Source organism: Nostoc sp. LPT, from assembly GCF_017115165.1.
GTDB lineage: Bacteria > Cyanobacteriota > Cyanobacteriia > Cyanobacteriales > Nostocaceae > Nostoc.
The window spans coordinates 1-17274 of record NZ_JABXKF010000141.1 but is presented as its reverse complement, the minus strand read 5'-3'; the positions used below and the strand labels follow the sequence as shown (position 1 = coordinate 17274).

The following is a 17274-nucleotide window of genomic DNA, read 5'->3' as shown; positions in this document are numbered from 1 at the left end:
CCTTGCATGAAAATAAGTGATGGCAATCATGCACGTCTCATTTATGAGAAACAAAGCAACATTCCTTAATGGGGATTGGGCGTTAGGAGTGCTGAGTGCTGAGTGCTGAGTTAGGAGTTAAGAGTTAGGAGTTTTGTTTGTCCCGTTGTCTCCCTTTTCTCCCTTTTCTCCTCATCTCCCTCATCTCCCTCATCTCCCTCATCTCCCTCATCTCCCCATTCCCCACTAACGCCTAGCATGATTGCGACTGATCATTTGCTCCAAGACTTCTTGGGAAACACAGCGACGCTCGGAACAATAAGTCATTAAGTTGATTCCGTTCATCATTCGCACGGTACTGACCCTGACACGAAAATCATCCGTAACAAACCAACAACGTTCCTGACCTTGATTATTATCATAGTCAGTATCAATCGTCAGCACTCCATCATCGGCAAACTGATATCGGCTCACAACCGGAATGCTCTCAACATAGCCTTGGTTGCGAATCAGTTTTCCAGAACGCCTTGTTTCGTCGGGAACATCAACCAAAATCGCAGCATTATCGGTATTCGGTAGCCTGGTATCTAGGTTAGCCTGCCATGCAAAGCTAGCACCGCTTGTTGCTTTACTAGGATCTATGCCTTGGGCTTTACAAACTTCTTGGACTTTGGGATCGTCCTTTTCCATGACTTTTATAATCAAATTCGACTCCCCCGACTCATCAGCCGCCGAGTCAAAATGATGAACGGCGCGTTCCGTAAACCATGTACCTTCACTTTTACGGAAGAAGTCGATCATTGTCAAAGGCGGTATTATATGCATCTGTTTTGAAACCTCGTTTTATCAAATTTTGGCTTTATTAATACTGAGTGATGAGATGAAGTCCCGATTTAGCTAAAGTGTAGAATAACTCCAAAAGTGATATTTTAATCAACTGATGACAAATAGTGAAATCCAACTTATTACAAGCGTTCGCCCCAGTCCAACTCCAGAAATATTAACAGCCCTCAAAGCTGGAATCCCTGTGGATTCGATAGATTTGTACCAATTCAATTTGAGGGAAGTCGATTTACGACAAGCTAACTTGAGTAAAGCCAAGCTACTGGGAGCCGATCTCAGTGAAGTGGTCTTGAGTAATGTCGATTTGAGTGGGGCTGATTTACGAGGCGCTAATCTGCGAGGAGCCGATTTGAGTGGGGTTAATTTGCAGGGAGCCTATTTAAACCGTGCTGATCTCCAACAAGCAAATCTCAGTGGCGCAAATTTGGAGGGAGCCAAACTCCAAGTAGCGCGTTATGATTCACAAACGAAATGGCCTCAAGAATATAATTACAAAGCTTCTGGAGCGGTAGGGCCAGGTGCTAATCTCAATGGTGCTTTTCTCAATACAGCTTCTTTACGAGATGCAGATTTACAAGGTGCTAATCTGCGTGGAGCTTACCTGAGTGGCGCTGACTTGACAGGAGCCAATTTACAAGGTGCGGCTTTGAGTGGTGCCGATCTCACAAAAGCTTATTTGACAGGGGCTTGCTTACGAAATGCTCGATTGACTGGAGCCGATTTACGGGATACAGACCTGCGAGCAACCGATCTCAGTGATGCAGAGATGGAGAATCTTCTAAGTATCGCTGGGGCAGATTTTACTCTTGCTCAAGGACTCACAGAAGCAACTAAAGCCATGCTTTCCAGCCGTCCACATTCAGAACTCGATGTTTGGAACGCCTATACCCGCACAACAACTCGTGAAAGTTTGAGTGCTTGACCGTAGCAATTTTAGATTTTAGATTTTAGATGCAAGCCGCGCTTTTTGTGGGCGAAATAAATCCAAAATCCAATTTGCGCTGACAGCGTAGTAAAGGTGCGACCCAAAATCGAAAATTGTTTGACCAGTTGTTCTGTAGTGAGTTTACAATGGCTGCCAGTTCTTTTTCAGGAGCGCTAAAAATGTCGCGTATCCTTCGGAAAAACCGGGCGGATCGGGTAGAACATATTGTGGAAATTCTTTATACGATCGCCAAGGTTCCGAAGTATTATGCCGCAAATATAAAGCAGATTCTGAGGAACCTGGTAGTCGCCAAGTCATTTGACCAGCTTGTAGATCAGTCACAAATGCCTCCTCATCTAGAAAAAGTTAATCTTTTCTTCCAGATTTTGACAGATTACAGCAGTTTTCATGTATTTGAACCACATCTGTTGTAGGGGCGCAAGGCCTTGCGCCCCTACCGCGTGGTCTATTTACCTGAAAATAGCTGTAACCGGATATTTTAGTCAAATTTAAGGTAAAATCAAATATTTACTGGTTCTCTGATAAGTTTTATCAAAAAGAATTCAGAAGTCAGAATTCAGCATAAATTCTGTGCAACTATATTAGATGAACATTGATTTAAAATTTAGCTCCTCATGGGGGAAACAAAGTTTAAAATTTCTTTCTTATTAAAACTTTATCCATTTATGGATAGACTATTCTGACTCCTGACTCCTTTTTATTATTTTGAAGAAACCCACGCTGCTACTGTGGTAGCAGGTCTTCTAAAGCAGCTCCGACAACTCGGTGATCCTCATCCTGTCTGAGTTGATTCAGGGCTGCTTTGGCTTCCGGCTCATCAAATCGTTTGAGAGCATAGCTAACTCGCACGCGCATCCGCCAAGATTGATCATTCACCAACGTTAGTATCTGGGATAATGCCGCAGCATGTTGGCTAGAATTAGCCAGTAACCCAAGTGCATCAACAGAAGATTCCTGAACTGTGAAATCTTCATCTTTTAAACCCTGAACGCATATATCAAATAGTTCTTCAGGGCAATCCATTTCAGCGATCGCAGCCAAAATGCTCCGCCTAACTAGCCAGTGGTCATCTTGATAATATGCCAAAACTAGATGAGAAACTGCGACTCTGCCAAATAGCGATAAAGAATTTGCCGCCTCAGCCCGCACGTTGGGAGTATCATCAAATTTCATAATTTGCATCAAAGCCGCAAAAGATTCCGCTGATTGTTGATTACCCAAACCCCTAGCCACAAAAGAACGCACCAAAAATTCTGAGTCATGAAGTTTACTTGTTAAGAGAGGAACTGCAACTTCTGATTCATAATCATTGAGGGCTGCGATCGCCTTCAAACGATAGTGAAAATCTGGGTTCTTCAGTTCAGCTTGGATTTTATGGATTTCCATAAGTGCATTTGGTACAACTATTCTTTACTTTATTTTACAGATGTCAGCAAATGGCGATCGCATTCTAGGAAGATTGAATCAAGGGCATTGGGGAGAGACAAGGAAGACAAGGGAGAGGGGGGAGACAAGGAAGAAACTTGTTGAATAATTTTCCTTTGTTCCCGTTGTCCCCCTTGTCCTCCTTGTCCCCCACTCTCCACTCCCCACCAATGACTCAATTAAGCGAAACCGTCAAAGAATTAATAGCCAAAGCTAGAATTGTCAGCTTTGCAGAGTGGGAACAGTCCCATCCAAAAGCAGCGATCGCTATATTTCAAGCTGCGGATGATGCTTTTCGGTATCTGAGCGACGAAGATTTATTGCAAATTATAAGCTTGTCACCGGATAATTCAGCCTTGATTCCTGTTGCTGTGTTATTACGCGATCGCGCAGCCGAAATCGTTGATGAATCTAGGGAACAAGTTTTGGCAACTTATCCCGAAATTATCCAGCCTGGAGGTGGTCTTTATCCACCTGAACGTGCCCAAGCTTGCTGGCGAGATTTTTGGCATTTTCTTCGCTGTATTACCTATGGCATAGCAGGTGGCCACACTGAATATACAAATTCCATAGGACTGCACTATATGAATTTGCTCTATCAGGAATTACAAGTTCCATTGGATGCAATGATTTTAGGCTTAAAAAGCATCAAGGCTGCTAGTTTGAAACGCTGCCAAGCCGATCAGCAGCAAACTCTTGCTCCCTATTTTGACCATTTAATCAGCCAACTGGCTACTTTCCAAATTCAATAACTCCTAATAAACAAGGCAGGAGGCAGGAGGCAGGAGGCAGAAGGGAAGAGGATTTGACCTTATTTCTTCCATCCATAACGGAAGCGAGCGCGTCCGTAAACAGCTTATATCATGTCCGCTTGATTACTTATCAAACCCGAATCACCCCACCCTGCCAAAGCTCCCCTTAATCCCCTCCCCGCTTTTCGGGAGGGGATTAAGGGGAGCCGTGCGTTGGGCGGGCAAAGCCCGACTTGTTCGCGTAGCGTCTCCGACAGGAGAAGCACCTGGCGTGTGGGGTGCAATGACTGTGGGAATCATAACTAATTATGCGGACATGATATTACAGCAGTTTTCATATATTTGAACCACATCTGTCGTAAGGGCACAGCATTGCTGTGCCCCTACCGCATGGTCTATTTACTAAGAGACAATCTTAATTCACTTTACATTGCGTAATATAGTTGAATTTATTCATCCCCACTTATTGAAATAAACTTGGGTGACTCAGCACGATTAATACTGTGGCTCAAGGGAATGATCACAACACCATCCCTTGTATCCCAATCGCAAATGAAATACTAAAAAAAAGCTGGGATTTTTTAAACCATTATTTAATTTAACGCCGTGTGCAACTTTCTCTCAAACATAACCCCCAACCCCAACGCTACAAGGGTTGGGGAGAAAGCCTCTCTCCCTTTGGGGGAGAGGAATGGAAGTGGGGTTTAAAGAATAAGTCGCACATCGCGTAACTTCACAAATTTTAATAAATATGGTTTCGGCATCGTATCAGAATATGTAAAGACAAATGATGCAAAAACTTAAAATCATCACGACTCATAAGGATTTAAAGTCTCTATGTCCTCTCCTTTGTCATCATGATGTAAAGTTTTTTAACATCTGCTGAATATCCTTCTCATAAAATTTAGTTGTTAACTAGGAGATAGTTTGAATGGCTTTTGGACCAGCATCACGATTAGGGGTCGCTCTGTTTGAAGACACCGATCCGATTGATCTGTGGCCAAATCGCTCTAATGAGGATGTTGAAACCGTAATTAGAAATGTCTACAAGCAAGTTCTAGGCAACGCTTATGTAATGGAGAGTGAGCGGCTTTCTGTTGCTGAATCCCAACTCAAACGGGGTGAAATTAGCGTTCGCGGGTTTGTGCGTCAAGTCGGGAAGTCGGAACTTTACCGTTCGCGGTTTTTTGATAGCGCCCCTCGCTATCGGGCGATTGAATTAAATTTCAGACATTTCCTTGGTCGTGCGCCATTGGATCTAGAAGAAACGCATACACACAGCACTATTCTAGATACAAAGGGTTTTGAGGGTGAGATTGATTCCTATTTAGACAGCGACGAATATCAAGAAACTTTTGGGGAAAACATTGTCCCTTATATTCGGGGCTACAAAACCGAAGCTATCCAGAATTTGGTTCAGTTTACTCACTTATTCCAACTGGTACGTGGTTCCTCTAGCAGCAGCCTGAAAGGTGACTTAGCTGGCAAACAACCAAAATTAAACAGTCTGCTAATTCAAAGCACGCCTACCTCTGTGGTTTCACCAGCCAGCAAGGGTGCTACATTCCGTAACCCAACATCTACTCCTCGCACTCGTCAAGGTGTAGGATCTGGTGATGATGGTAAGGTCTACCGGATTGAAGTGACTGGCTATAAGGCAAATGTGGTAAATAACATTTCCAAATTTCGCCGCACTAACCAAGTCTTTTTCGTGCCATACAATAAGCTCTCACAAGAGTATCAGCGGATTCACAAGCAGGGCGGTATGATCGCCAGTATTACCCCTGTAAACTAAAGAATAGAAATTGGGGATTTAGAGATTAAGGATTGGGAAATAATTCCGCTATACTTAGTCTCTAGTCTTTCAATCCCCAGTGCCGATCGTTCTGGGATTTACGCAAAACTACACGTACTTCAGAGGCAATATCCTGTGGGAAATTGTTTCTCTATTAGATGCTTCGGCAATGCGTCTACATACATTGCCCTTACCTTAAAATCATTCTTTTCGGCTATAGTTTGCGTAAATCCCGATCGCTCAAAAGTTAGCCAAAGCGATCGCTAATCTGGCGTTTGACCAATTCTGCCGTCAGTTGTGATATAAGAACACATTTAACACACTTTCACAAACTAAAGTTTTACAAAAGCTAGTCAGTAGCAAAAATAACTGACAACTGATGAGAAATTCTACCTCTACAAGGGGTAGGATGCTCGGAAATTTAATTTAATTAGCATTTTTCAGGAGATACTTCAATGTCACTTTGGGTTATTGATTCACCTACTGTTGAACTGCGTCCAAACACCAGCGAAAGTGAATTACAAACACTGATTCGGGCAGTTTACAAACAGGTTTTGGGTAATGCTTACTTGTTGGAAAGTGAGCGGTTAGCCACTGCTGAATCGCAATTGCGCGATCGCAAAATCAGCGTCCGCGAATTCGTCAACGCCGTTGCGAAATCAGAGATTTATCAATCCCTGTTTTTCAACTCTTCTTCCCAGTATCGGTTCATTGAACTGAACTTCAAACACCTGCTAGGGCGTCCTCCTGCCGATCAAGCAGAAATTTCCGAACACGTCCGCATCTACAACGAACAGGGCTATGATGCTGAGATCGAATCCTATATCGATAGCAACGAATATCAGCAGAATTTTGGCGAGAATATTGTTCCTTATGTTCGCAGCACAAGCTCCCAAATCGGAATTAAGAATGTTACCTTTAACCGCACCTTTAGCTTAGTGAGAGGATTCGCTAGCAGCGATGGCGATCGCAAAGCCAAACTAATCGGCGATATCGGTTCCAATTTACCGACATCCATCAAGGCTCCCGCCGCTGGTTCTAGTGTAAACAGCACCGACAAACGCTTTTTGATTAAAGCTGTCAAAGGTGCAGGTAATCTCCGTACTCGTCTGGGCAACCTGGAATATGTAGTTAACTACAACCAACTGTCTGGACAAGTGCAAAACATTCATCGCACAGGCGGCAAAATTATCAGTATCACTGAAGTTGCTTAGATTTGTCTAAGTAGGAGGCTGGGGACTGGGGACAAGGGGACAAGGGGACAAGGGGACAAAAGAAAACTCCTAACTTCTAACTCTTAACTCCAAACTTCTAACTCAGCACTCAGCACTCAGCACTCAGCACTCCCAAATGCAGTTGTGGTCAAGGAGGCTAACATATAGACTAGGAGAATAACTTTCTTTTTTGCCAAGATATCTCTTGGATTTTAAGCTACTTTTTTAAAATCACTTTTCTAATGGAAATTACTGAATTTTTTGAACTTTCAATTGGACGATGGCGATCGCAGCGAAGCGCTCATCATTTAGCATTCGCCCACTTTGAAGAAGTATTGTCTAACATTGACATTGAGTCCCTATCCACCAACGATCCAGCAGTGGTGGCAATTTGTCAATTGTATGACACTGAACCCGCCAGTATTACTCACCCCTTTCGGATGACTTGGGAAGGTGAGTCAGACTGGGACGATAAACCAATCTCTGGCAATACTGTACTAGTACCAATTCCCGATGTCGAAAATCCTTCTAGAGGCAAACTGCTGCGGGATAAGGGGTACGCTGAAACAATTCCAGCAGTGGCTAAATATCATCTGAGTGACGATGGTATTTTTACTTTGTTAACAGAGTATGAACTCGCTGCTGCTGAGGAGCGAATTTGGTTTGCTAACCCAAATCTCCGATTTCGGGTAGCGATGATTAAAACCAGTGATGGTAAAGGTGTGACAACAGCTTCCTTTTCTTCAGAGATTCGCTCTTTGTCTTCAACCAATTAGCAAATATCAGGTTAAAACATAACAAGGATACAAGCTCCTAAATTTATTTATGGGGATTGTAATGTCTGAATGCGTGAATTTTGAATTTGGAGCGAAGCGACGTGACGATAGCGCCCAGCGAATCTAGCACCAACGCTAGCGATTTGCTCACCTTAGCCTGTTGGATGGCAGGAGATTTTAGCAACTACAAGCAATCTTTTGCAAATCCGCAACTTTACGCCCACATTCACATTTATTTTCGTCCATTACCGATTGAATTTTTTTCTGGCATCGGTTTCTATTCTGAACAAGCTTATGACCACGATTTATGGACACCCTATCGTCAAGGAGTACATCGACTAGTCGATTGGGGCGATCGCATTTATATCGAAAATTACAGCTTGAAAGACCAGATGCTTTATGCAGGTGCAGCTCGTGAATTAGATATCCTCAAAACCATCACCCCAGAAAGCATCGAACGGCGTTATCACTGTTCAATGGTTTTCCAACGAGAAGGTGAAATGTTTCGAGGTAGTGTAGAACCAGGCAATCAATGTCTGATTAAACGCAATGGATGCCAGACATATCTTGTCAGCAAAGTAGAAATAACCGAGCGTACTTGGATAAGTCTAGATAAAGGTATGGACATTGCAACCCACGAGCAAATATGGGGATCTACTGCTGGCCCATTACAATTTGAGAAACGGGAAAGTTTTGCTGATGAATTACGTGCGGTAAGCGCATTATGTTGATTCAGCTTGAATCTATTAAAACCAAAATGTTGCCTCCACTGGCTGAAAAAAAGATGCGCTGCTGGATTCGCAGCCGCCATTTGATTTGTTCGGGTAACTTTTTTATATTCGAGACATTAGAATACACAACGATTGAGAGATTCTCTGAATGCGTTGCTTCTTTAGGAGGGACAGTAATATGCGTTGACCCGGTTAATAAAATCTGGATGGGCGATCATCGCCAAGTTATTTTATATCAGGCAAAAGCTAGTTTACATACACCTCATCATACTTTGAAACAATACTGGATAAAATACGGTGGTTTCTACACTAGATTTGATGAGCGTGCTTGAGAGTTACTATCCTGTAGAAATTTTTCTGACAGGCGTCTACACTTCAATTCAAAATTAAGTTTTGAATTTTAAATACTCCCCAAGGGGGTTGGCGGCTAATTGTTAATGTCTAATTGCTAATTTCTCATCGTGATTAGCTGTTAGTTATTAATAGTTAGCCGTCTAAGTTTGTTAGAAAATGTAACTAAAAAACTACCCGAAACTTGATAAATTAATATTAATACCCAGTAATTAGTAAATCTTAAGTAGGGCCTGTTATGGCTTTGCTATTTAGTATTACCACCCTACTAGAGAAATTTTATTTTTACTTGACAAATTAGTCCCTCTTACCCACACTAACCCAACTATGCAAATCTTCCTAGACGACGAAACCAGACGACGCCAATATCAAGCATTTCCCCAAACAGAACCCATCGAACTGTGGACAACTGCTTCAGTTGATGACATTGAAATTGTAATTCGGGCAGTTTATCGGCAAGTATTGGGTAATGCCTACATCATGGAAAGTGAGCGGCTCATAGTTCCAGAATCTCAACTCAAGCAAGGCATAATCGATGTGCGTGAGTTTGTGCGTCAAGTTGCCAAATCAGAGTTATATCGCTCCAGATTTTTTGATAACGTTTACCGCTACCGGGCAATTGAACTTAACTTTAAGCACCTGCTGGGTCGCGCTCCCGATGACTACTCCGAAACTAAACATCACAGCAACATTCTCGATCAGAAAGGTTTTGAGGCGGATATTGATTCTTATCTTGATAGCGACGAGTATCTAGATGCCTTTGGCGAGAACATAGTGCCATATTATCGGGGTTATAAAACTCAAACGGGCAAAAAGATATTGGAATTTACCAATATGTTACAACTGGTGCGGAGCAACTCTAGCAGTGATAAGAACTTAGCAACGAATAATGAACCTCAACTGGTGCGATCGCTAATTACCAACGTTCCTTATGGTAGACAGAAACTCACGGATATTAGTGCATTGCTGGCTGAAATATTCAAGCCCAAGCCAGAAACTGCTGCTCCAGTTAATACCTTTATTGCAGCTTCCACAGCAGCTGAGGAAAGCTTGCAGCAAAAGATTCAAGAGCAAGAAAGTCAGATTGCAACTTTGCAACAACAATTAGCAGACTTACGACCATTTGCCAACATTGGGACAACAAAATTTAGTAGTAATTGGCAGTCTTCCAGTTCTGTAACCACCACAGGCGAATATAGATATTTGCAACAGCAAGCTGACGCCCAAGAAAAACAGATTGCAGCTTTGCAAGAGCAAATTGCTGATGCCCGCCGATCTGCCACAATTGGGGAAGCCCGATTGAATAAGTGGCGCAGTCGCGTTTTTAATGGCTAATTTCTCTACTGTTTAATTTTATCGGGTGGGTTAGGCAAGTTTAACTCACCCAGCCCTCTCAATTTCAGGGCAGGTAAATGACCTACGTTTTAGTCCTGATAGTAAAGTTCTTGCGACGGTCATAGGAAATGGTTTTGTGTACTTATGGGACTTATCAGGTCAGCAACTTGCTAAATTCCAGTATGTAGGGCAGATTAATCACTTACGTTTTAGTCCTGATGGTAAAATTCTTGCGATCGCATCGGGAGATGGCTTGGTTCGTTTGTGGAACTTGCCGAATCGGCGACTAATAAAAATGAAGCATCCAAGGAGAGCTTTCAAGGTTACTTTTAGCCATAATAGTCAATACATATAGCGGTTCTCGCTTGGGTGCAGTACAGTTTTTACCAACTCAGTACTGAGTGCTGAGTGCTGAGTAAAGAAAAAGTACTCGGTACTGATGTACTTGGGTTTTAGCCCCGCCCGCAAGTGGCGCGGAATCTTTTTTCAGGAGGAGGTTGATACCCCACCCGCAAGTGGCGTGGTCTTTCACGCTCTTTGCCGAGGCACTCGGAACTCAGCACTTTTCATCTCACTTCCATTTTTCTCTCCTTTTAGGAGAGAGGCTTTGAATCTTACTCCCCAACGCTACAAGGGTTGGGGCTGGGGGTTAGGTCTGTATTCCATGCAATTGGGAACCGCTATAGTTACCAGTTCCGAGGATGAAATTCTCCGCCTATGGGATATTTCGCGCGTAACCACCATCAACCCAGATAATATTGAGACGTGAAACCGTGTTTCCCATCTGTTTAACCTTCTAGAGTACTTGTTTACCCCAACTTTTCAAACATCCTCTAAGACCTCGTTGGTGAATTACAAAATCTAAAAAGCTAGAAAGCTACAAACTCACTAAAGATTTCCTGATATTTTGCGAGTAAGCTTGAAACAACAAATAATCAGAAAGTATCTGAATTATTGTTCTAATAGACTTGCAACTTATGAAAAAAGCTACTGCTTATCGATACCGTACTTATGGACTAATTGGGTTAATATCTTTAACCACTGTATTAAGTACAGCTACATCTGCATTAACACAATTAACAGGCGATTCCCCAATTGGGCAAACTCCTATCCCTACTTTTAACTTAATCTGGCCAACTCAAGGGTTTATTTCTCAAGGCTTCCGCAAATATCAACATGAAGGAATTGATATTGCAGGAGCATCTGGAACTCCTATTGTTGCTGCGGCATCCGGTACAGTCGTTAAAGCAGGTTGGGATGATTGGGGATTAGGAAATGCCATAACTATTAAACATCTCGACGGCAGCATTACTGTTTATGGCCACAATCGTCGTTTGTTGGTGAGCAAGGGTCAACAGGTCATTCAAGGTCAAATGATTGCCGAGATGGGATCTACAGGCAATAGTACAGCACCTCATCTGCACTTTGAAGTTCATCCAAATGGTCGAGTAGCAGTCGATCCCCTTCGTCTGTTGACATCCGTAACTGCAAGTGTTAACTCCGGTTCTAAAGTTCAGCAAGTGGATAACCCGAACCGTTCAGTCTCGCCACCCCCAGTAGCAAATCAAGTTTCACCCTCACAGCAGCGAATTCCTATAGATTTTACACCTGTAAGCACTGATACTAAATGTAATGGAATTAGTCTTATTGAAGGCGAGACTGCAAGCTCTCGTGTAAAAGTCTGTGAAGAAAATGGTCAATTATTTTATATTAAGCAATTGAAGCAAGCCCCAAGCAAGCCTATAAAGATAGTAGCTTTGAATATTGGTAAAGACAGATATCGAGCAGATAATGGTAGTTTTTATTATTTAGTCACTCCACAAAGAGTTGAAGTTTGGCGAAATGGCAGTCAGATTCGTTCTGACAGTTTTTATAGTTTAACGAAATCGCCTTGATATTCTTTCTACCTTACTTTGGTGAAGATGGTTATTTAAATTACTTTTTGCTATACTAGATTGTTAAAAACTTATACCAATTCCATTAATGATTGCAACATATTCTTGGGTAAAGATGCGATTCATCGCGTCTCTACAAATGGTCTATTTATCGCATTCTTTTTTCAAATTGGTATTAGCTACTGCGCAGATTTTATTTCGCTTACACTCAAGTTTTGAACCGCTTGATATCCCCTGCCTACCAAAGGTTGAGGCAGGGGTATTACAGCGATTAGATAAAACTTTCAGTTTAAATACATTTGCTAAAAGTTAAGTGTTAACTGATGCAAGTGATTGAGAGCCATTTGGTACAGAGCCATTATTTAGGATAGGCTGACGAGTTTTCAGGTCAAATTTGAAGCCATGTGGCAAAATATGAAGCTTTGCTCCACAAATCGCCAAAGACTCATCCTTCAAAATTTCGCCCATATTGTTATATGTAGCTTCTGATTCATCAACAATCGTAACCGCACCTGCACCAATTACTTCAATTTGGTTATCTATCACTACCATAGCGGTATTTTCGTCAATACCAAATCCCAAGACAGCAGGCTGTAGTATCAAAGCTGATATTAAACGTCCCAAGCGTCCCCGTTGGGAAAAATGCTGGTCAATTACTACCCCTGGTAAAAATCCCAGACCTGGGCCCATTTCGACAGTTTCAATCCGAGGATGTGTTTCTGAGTCGCCTTCCACAATCATTACGTCTGGCATCACAGCAGCTCCGGCACTTGTGCCTGCGATCACTACACCTTCAGAGAACCGCTGGTGAATCGCCGCATCGATTTCGGTGTCCTTGAGGATGTTGGTAATACGAGCTTGATCTCCCCCTGTAAAAAATACCCCAGTTGCTTTACTAATAGCTTCCAATGCAGTAGATGAAGATGCATCTTCACGGGTTTCTGTATCAATAATGCGAACAGTTTCCGCTCCCAGGCGCTCAAAGACTCTGATGTAATTTTCTCCTACTTCTCTTGGTAGTTCTGTGGCTGCTGTCAGAATTACAATATACGCTTTTGTACCCCCAGCGCGTCGTACAAAGTCCCGCAAAATTACGGAATCTCCCTCTTTATCTTCGGCTCCCCCAATAATTACTAACTGCCTTTTGATATTACTTTCCACCATGATGCCCCCCTGGATTTGAGTTAATAAATATCACTAAAACATGACAATTCAATGTATCAAATCATCCCTTTGATAGATTACTTGATAAAAGTAGGGTTAACATTTGCGTAGACGCATTCGCAAAGCGTCTCCAAGAGTTGCGGTAAGCCAGCGCGGTCTTCTCCCAAAGGGAGAGGCTAGCGCCAAGGGGGTCTCCCCCATGAGCGACTGGCGCACCCGGAGGGCTTGTCGTTAGACATCGCAATTAGACCAAAATACTTTTCCAATTACTAAATAAAATTCACAACGTCAAGTGCCTCTATAAATATTTTCTAGAGGCATTGCTGGCTATATTGCTAATTGTCGATTGGAGATTTATCGGGCGATGTAAGTAATTGGTATTGACCCTAGCTAGATGCAAATAGATATCTGATGGCAAGTCCTAATCAACCCGACTTTTGTTAAGCAAGTTAGTTAAGAAAAAACGTGCTTGTTCTAGTGGGAGATGCCTGGGTTTTCCTTGGTAGACAATTTGATACTCATTCATGTCTTCCCCATCTCCATGTCCAGAGATCAGCTTTTGGTGAAAAGCTTCGTCAGCAAGTTCTCGAATTTCATCTCTTAGAGCAGCTTGTGTGCTATTCATAACTTTGCTGTTTTTTTATGCTGTCTTTTTAATGCCTCATATATTTATACAATTTTTGGATGAGTGTTGCACCATTCAAAGGTTATATCTTTGATTATTCATGAGGATGAATTGACTGTTCTTGATTCCTGGCAGAAGATTGGAGATTTAATTATGCCTTAAGATAGTTAAAAATGCTTAGTAATAGAGTTAGCGTGGGTTCTGATTAGCTCAGTGGCAAAGCCATCACTCTCCAAAATTAACGTGAGTCAATCTACAATCAGTAAGTCTGAGTAACTACAACTCAGCATTAAAATTTCAGGGTGTTTAGCTGAAGGTTCGTAATCAATGGTTTTACAAAAAAGCAGTGAATTAGTCCGCATTAATGCTAGAAGAACGGATGTATTCGATATTTTCAACTTCAAGCATTACCTTGGCCCCAACCCTTATTTAGATGTAGGGGCGCTAGTATTTGATTTTGCTCTAATTGACTCTAGAGAGCCTTTGCCCATTGAAGATTATATTGCCAGCATTGGCGATCGCTATCCAAATATTCGCGATCAAACCTACGAATCTTATGCCCATCTCTTTGCCCAAGTTGTGTCCGAAGCCGGAAAATTGGACATGGATTTACACCTTAACCGCTGGAGTGTTAAGCCATATCCAAATCTGACGCGGATTAGCGTCCAATCACTACATGAACGCACAACTAGAGAGGTAGTTTACTTTGTTTGGGATTGGTTTGAAGCCATTACCCAAGACGAAGACTTTGCATTTGATGAGCAGCTAGTGAAGCTGCAAGATAAATTTCGCGCATCTGTCTACGGTGGCCCCACGGTTTACGCCCTATTGCGAACAGCATACCAGAAAGGTATTCCCGCCTTTTATTTGTGGGAAGAAGGATTAATGCAATACGGCTTGGGAAGAAAACACGTCCGGGGGGTAGCAACAACATTTAACTGTGATAGCCATCTAGATTCGGAGTTTACTACTCGCAAAGATGATTGTAAGGCATTTTTGAAAACCTTGGGTTTTCCAGTACCTGAAGGTAGTATTGTCTTTTCCGAGAAAGAAGCCTTGGCAGCAGCAAGAGAAATTGGCTACCCAGTGGCAGTTAAGCCAGTGGTGGGTCACAAAGGAATTGGTGTCACGGCTGATGTACAAGACTCAAAAGAACTGATATCTGCTTATAATCGGTCAGTAGCAGCGATTCCCGAAAATCAGCAAACCCGAATAATTGTTGAGAAAAGCATCACAGGATCGGATTTTCGTTTGTTGTGTGTCAATGGTCGATTTGTCGCCGCCACAGAACGCCGTCCCGCATCAGTTGTGGGTGATGGGTATTTAACGCTTGCAGAGTTAATTCGCCAAGAGAACCGCAAACCTGCACGTTTAGACACGCCAACTTCGCCGATGAGTAAAATTCAGATCGATGAAGCGATGGAACTTTACCTAGAGGAACAGCGCTTATCATTAGACACCGTGATTGAGAAAGGACGCACTGTTTACCTGCGTAAAGTTGCCAATCTTTCAGCCGGAGGTATGAGCATCGATGCAACCCCGACAGTTCATGATGACAATATTATCTTGGCGCAAGATATTGCCCAACATTTCCAACTGACTTGCCTGGGAATTGATGTGATCACCAAAAGTCTTGCAGAATCTTGGAAATCCAGTAACTTTGCCATCCTGGAAATCAATGCTGCACCAGGTGTTTTAATGCATCTTAAACCTTCTGTTGGTGAAAGTGTTGATGTACCTTCTCATATTTTAGAAACCTTTTTTGAGTCGGGTACAGATGCCAGGATACCAATTATTACCTTTAACAAAATCTCAGTTGAAGACCTACAAGCAACGATTGACCATATCCTTTTGCAAAATCCCAACTTGACAATAGGTGCTGTTTGTCGTGATGCCGTTTTTGTGAATCGCTCGAAAAAAGTATTAAGCAAAGATTACAACAGTAATGTTCAAACTTTGCTGCGTCATCCCAAAGTTGATTTGCTAATTGCCGAGTACCCTGAAGACATCCTCGAAGAACAGGGCATATTTTACCAGAATAGTAATATCGTAGTTTTGGATAATCCCACCGAAACTGAGATGATTTTGGTGCGGGATGTTTTCGATGGTTCGACTGTGGTGATTAGAAAAGGCAACGATATTTCTATTCGTCGCAAAGGATTGATTGAAGATTATACTTTGGGTGAAGATGAACCATTTACGCGGGTTTATTTAAAGGAAACTGGAGTGATTTTGTAAGTTAAGTAAATAGGTGTTTCGGGATTGGGGAGCAGGGGAGCAGGGGAGATGAAGGAGACAAGGGGGACAAGGGGGAATTATTGAACAGTCTCTCCCTTATCTCCCCCATCTTCCTTGTCTACCTTGTCTCTTCTCCATGCCCAATTTCCAGTTCAAGCTTCCAAAGCTAGAGAAATTATAGAGTGCCTGGAGTCAGGTAAACTAAAGAGGAAATTGCCTAATAAGTTTTAATAATGCTGTTATGAGTACTGATTCACCTGTTAATTCTCCCGAAAAACTTGAATCTACATTCGGGAAGCGTTTGAGAAACTTCTTAATTGTAATGGTAGCGATAGCTCTTAGCGTTTCCCTCGTCTTAGGATTGCGAACTGAAACAACCTCGGCAACTCTAGCCAAGTTAAGCGAGACTTCCACACCATTAGAAGTAGCCGTCAGCAACGGCAAACCATCTTTAGTAGAGTTTTATGCTGATTGGTGTACTGTCTGCCAAAAAATGGCACCAGATATCACTCAATTAGAAACAGAGTATGCTGACAAGATGAATTTTGTCATGCTGAATATAGATAACACAAAGTGGCTGCCGGAAATGCTGAGATATCGGGTAGATGGGATTCCCCATTTTGTATTTTTGAGTCAGCAAGGGGAAACCATAGCCCAAGCGATCGGCGATCAACCCCGGACGATTATGGCTAGTAACTTAGAAGCTTTGGTTACTGGTTCTTCTCTCCCTTACGCTCAAGCTAGCGGCAAAGTTTCCAAATTTTTAGCCCCAGTCGCACCAACGGCGAATCAAGATGACCCCCGCAGTCATGGCAGCCAGGTAGTAAATTAGGCTTTGCAGGGGGAGCAGGATAAGTGATGATTCATTTAAGAGATTGTCGTTTGAGACGTTTATGAGCATACATTAATTTGTCAGACCTAGCGATTAGTTGTTCTAGTGACATATTGCTCTCTGGTGAGTAAGACTGTATGCCGATACTCATCGAAAGTTTATAGCTACGGTTTTGCTGTTGATTAAAGTTAGCGATATTTGTTTGTAGACGCGCTTGGATACTATCAGCGTCCTTAAAGTAGCTAGAGATGAAAACAATGAACTCATCCCCACCCAAACGGGCAATAATATCTGAGTTCCGAAAACTTTGCTTAAGTAATATCATGTCCGGGTAATTAGTTACGATTAAACTCCAAATTGAATCCACCAGTGA

At 42.4% G+C, this 17274-nt stretch carries 21 protein-coding genes; 13 read left to right on the top strand and 8 right to left on the bottom strand.

Annotated elements, in window-relative coordinates; genetic code table 11:
* Nucleotides 1–110: 110 nt before the first annotated feature.
* Nucleotides 111–239 (bottom strand): hypothetical protein, encoded by a 129-nt coding sequence (locus HWQ58_RS26940; protein WP_292869696.1) that lies wholly within the window; start codon nt 237–239, stop codon nt 111–113.
* Nucleotides 226–804 carry a phycobiliprotein lyase gene (locus HWQ58_RS26935; RefSeq protein ID WP_292869693.1) on the bottom strand — a complete coding sequence of 193 codons (579 nt, stop codon included), beginning with the start codon at nt 802–804 and terminating at the stop codon, nt 226–228. Before HWQ58_RS26935 ends, HWQ58_RS26940 begins: the two co-directional genes overlap by 14 nt.
* Nucleotides 805–919: 115 nt before the next feature.
* On the opposite strand from HWQ58_RS26935, the gene HWQ58_RS26930 reads away from it, so the two are divergent.
* The gene (locus tag HWQ58_RS26930; RefSeq protein ID WP_292869690.1) at nt 920–1744 is read left to right on the top strand and encodes a pentapeptide repeat-containing protein; all 825 of its coding nucleotides are present in this window, start codon (nt 920–922) and stop codon (nt 1742–1744) included.
* Nucleotides 1745–1888: 144 nt separating this feature from the next.
* On the opposite strand, the gene HWQ58_RS26925 is transcribed toward HWQ58_RS26930, so the two are convergent.
* The 3 genes from HWQ58_RS26925 to HWQ58_RS26915 all read right to left on the bottom strand — a co-directional run bounded on the left by HWQ58_RS26925 (nt 1889) and on the right by HWQ58_RS26915 (nt 3372).
* Nucleotides 1889–2089 (bottom strand): hypothetical protein, encoded by a 201-nt coding sequence (locus tag HWQ58_RS26925; RefSeq protein ID WP_292869687.1) that lies wholly within the window; start codon nt 2087–2089, stop codon nt 1889–1891.
* 402 nt (nt 2090–2491) lie between these two features.
* Nucleotides 2492–3154 carry a HEAT repeat domain-containing protein gene (locus HWQ58_RS26920; RefSeq protein ID WP_292869684.1) on the bottom strand — a complete coding sequence of 221 codons (663 nt, stop codon included), beginning with the start codon at nt 3152–3154 and terminating at the stop codon, nt 2492–2494.
* A gap of 29 nt (nt 3155–3183) precedes the next feature.
* Nucleotides 3184–3372: a hypothetical protein gene (locus tag HWQ58_RS26915; protein WP_292869682.1), complete on the bottom strand. Its 189-nt coding sequence runs from the start codon at nt 3370–3372 to the stop codon at nt 3184–3186.
* Here HWQ58_RS26915 and HWQ58_RS26910 point away from each other — a divergent pair.
* The 10 genes from HWQ58_RS26910 (at nt 3364) to HWQ58_RS26865 (ending at nt 12042) form a co-directional block, all read left to right on the top strand.
* Entirely contained in the window at nt 3364–3945 is a 582-nt protein-coding gene (locus tag HWQ58_RS26910; RefSeq protein ID WP_292869679.1) for a phycobilisome protein, read from the top strand. The genes HWQ58_RS26915 and HWQ58_RS26910 overlap by 9 nt on opposite strands.
* Before the next feature lie 931 nt (nt 3946–4876).
* Entirely contained in the window at nt 4877–5740 is an 864-nt protein-coding gene (locus HWQ58_RS26905; RefSeq protein ID WP_292869676.1) for a phycobilisome linker polypeptide, read from the top strand.
* Nucleotides 5741–6195: 455 nt separating this feature from the next.
* Nucleotides 6196–6954 carry a phycobilisome rod-core linker polypeptide gene (locus HWQ58_RS26900; RefSeq protein WP_292869673.1) on the top strand — a complete coding sequence of 253 codons (759 nt, stop codon included), beginning with the start codon at nt 6196–6198 and terminating at the stop codon, nt 6952–6954.
* A 242-nt stretch (nt 6955–7196) separates the two neighbouring features.
* Entirely contained in the window at nt 7197–7730 is a 534-nt protein-coding gene (locus HWQ58_RS26895; protein WP_292869670.1) for a phycobiliprotein lyase, read from the top strand.
* 101 nt (nt 7731–7831) lie between these two features.
* Nucleotides 7832–8461, top strand: a complete 630-nt coding sequence (locus HWQ58_RS26890) for a chromophore lyase CpcT/CpeT (protein WP_292869667.1) — start codon at nt 7832–7834, stop codon at nt 8459–8461.
* Nucleotides 8455–8793: a CpeR family transcriptional regulator gene (locus tag HWQ58_RS26885; RefSeq protein ID WP_292869664.1), complete on the top strand. Its 339-nt coding sequence runs from the start codon at nt 8455–8457 to the stop codon at nt 8791–8793. The genes HWQ58_RS26890 and HWQ58_RS26885 overlap by 7 nt, the downstream gene beginning before the upstream one ends.
* A gap of 346 nt (nt 8794–9139) precedes the next feature.
* A complete protein-coding gene (locus tag HWQ58_RS26880) occupies nt 9140–10147 on the top strand; it encodes a phycobilisome rod-core linker polypeptide (protein ID WP_292869661.1) in 1008 nt (335 codons plus the stop codon).
* 61 nt (nt 10148–10208) lie between these two features.
* The gene (locus tag HWQ58_RS26875; protein ID WP_292869800.1) at nt 10209–10502 is read left to right on the top strand and encodes a hypothetical protein; all 294 of its coding nucleotides are present in this window, start codon (nt 10209–10211) and stop codon (nt 10500–10502) included.
* Nucleotides 10503–10754: 252 nt separating this feature from the next.
* Entirely contained in the window at nt 10755–10916 is a 162-nt protein-coding gene (locus HWQ58_RS26870; protein WP_292869659.1) for a hypothetical protein, read from the top strand.
* 208 nt (nt 10917–11124) lie between these two features.
* Complete coding sequence (locus HWQ58_RS26865; RefSeq protein ID WP_292869657.1) at nt 11125–12042, top strand: M23 family metallopeptidase; 918 nt, start codon at nt 11125–11127, stop codon at nt 12040–12042.
* A gap of 309 nt (nt 12043–12351) precedes the next feature.
* Here the strand turns inward: HWQ58_RS26865 and HWQ58_RS26860 are convergent, their stop codons facing one another.
* Together HWQ58_RS26860 and HWQ58_RS26855 are read right to left on the bottom strand one after the other, a co-directional pair.
* Nucleotides 12352–13206: a cyanophycinase gene (locus HWQ58_RS26860; RefSeq protein WP_292869655.1), complete on the bottom strand. Its 855-nt coding sequence runs from the start codon at nt 13204–13206 to the stop codon at nt 12352–12354.
* A gap of 421 nt (nt 13207–13627) precedes the next feature.
* Nucleotides 13628–13831 (bottom strand): hypothetical protein, encoded by a 204-nt coding sequence (locus HWQ58_RS26855; RefSeq protein ID WP_292869653.1) that lies wholly within the window; start codon nt 13829–13831, stop codon nt 13628–13630.
* A 327-nt stretch (nt 13832–14158) separates the two neighbouring features.
* On the opposite strand from HWQ58_RS26855, the gene HWQ58_RS26850 reads away from it, so the two are divergent.
* Together HWQ58_RS26850 and HWQ58_RS26845 are read left to right on the top strand one after the other, a co-directional pair.
* Nucleotides 14159–16069 carry an acetate--CoA ligase family protein gene (locus HWQ58_RS26850; protein WP_292869651.1) on the top strand — a complete coding sequence of 637 codons (1911 nt, stop codon included), beginning with the start codon at nt 14159–14161 and terminating at the stop codon, nt 16067–16069.
* A 241-nt stretch (nt 16070–16310) separates the two neighbouring features.
* A complete protein-coding gene (locus HWQ58_RS26845) occupies nt 16311–16901 on the top strand; it encodes a thioredoxin family protein (protein WP_292869649.1) in 591 nt (196 codons plus the stop codon).
* A gap of 31 nt (nt 16902–16932) precedes the next feature.
* Here the strand turns inward: HWQ58_RS26845 and HWQ58_RS26840 are convergent.
* The coding region (locus HWQ58_RS26840) for a GGDEF domain-containing protein (RefSeq protein ID WP_292869647.1) at nt 16933–17274 on the bottom strand (342 nt) is incomplete at its 5' end.

Excerpts from the sequence above, each read along its gene's own strand:
- HWQ58_RS26880 (WP_292869661.1), top strand. The coding sequence starts at position 9,140 with ATGCAAATCTTCCTAGACGACGAAACCAGACGACGCCAATATCAAGCA.
- HWQ58_RS26905 (WP_292869676.1), top strand. The coding sequence starts at position 4,877 with ATGGCTTTTGGACCAGCATCACGATTAGGGGTCGCTCTGTTTGAAGAC.
- HWQ58_RS26930 (WP_292869690.1), top strand. The coding sequence starts at position 920 with ATGACAAATAGTGAAATCCAACTTATTACAAGCGTTCGCCCCAGTCCA.
- HWQ58_RS26885 (WP_292869664.1), top strand. The coding sequence starts at position 8,455 with ATGTTGATTCAGCTTGAATCTATTAAAACCAAAATGTTGCCTCCACTG.
- HWQ58_RS26900 (WP_292869673.1), top strand. The coding sequence starts at position 6,196 with ATGTCACTTTGGGTTATTGATTCACCTACTGTTGAACTGCGTCCAAAC.
- HWQ58_RS26935 (WP_292869693.1), bottom strand. The coding sequence starts at position 804 with ATGCATATAATACCGCCTTTGACAATGATCGACTTCTTCCGTAAAAGT.
- HWQ58_RS26940 (WP_292869696.1), bottom strand. The coding sequence starts at position 239 with ATGCTAGGCGTTAGTGGGGAATGGGGAGATGAGGGAGATGAGGGAGAT.
- HWQ58_RS26895 (WP_292869670.1), top strand. The coding sequence starts at position 7,197 with ATGGAAATTACTGAATTTTTTGAACTTTCAATTGGACGATGGCGATCG.
- HWQ58_RS26860 (WP_292869655.1), bottom strand. The coding sequence starts at position 13,206 with ATGGTGGAAAGTAATATCAAAAGGCAGTTAGTAATTATTGGGGGAGCC.
- HWQ58_RS26855 (WP_292869653.1), bottom strand. The coding sequence starts at position 13,831 with ATGAATAGCACACAAGCTGCTCTAAGAGATGAAATTCGAGAACTTGCT.
- HWQ58_RS26845 (WP_292869649.1), top strand. The coding sequence starts at position 16,311 with ATGAGTACTGATTCACCTGTTAATTCTCCCGAAAAACTTGAATCTACA.
- HWQ58_RS26920 (WP_292869684.1), bottom strand. The coding sequence starts at position 3,154 with ATGGAAATCCATAAAATCCAAGCTGAACTGAAGAACCCAGATTTTCAC.
- HWQ58_RS26910 (WP_292869679.1), top strand. The coding sequence starts at position 3,364 with ATGACTCAATTAAGCGAAACCGTCAAAGAATTAATAGCCAAAGCTAGA.
- HWQ58_RS26865 (WP_292869657.1), top strand. The coding sequence starts at position 11,125 with ATGAAAAAAGCTACTGCTTATCGATACCGTACTTATGGACTAATTGGG.
- HWQ58_RS26850 (WP_292869651.1), top strand. The coding sequence starts at position 14,159 with ATGGTTTTACAAAAAAGCAGTGAATTAGTCCGCATTAATGCTAGAAGA.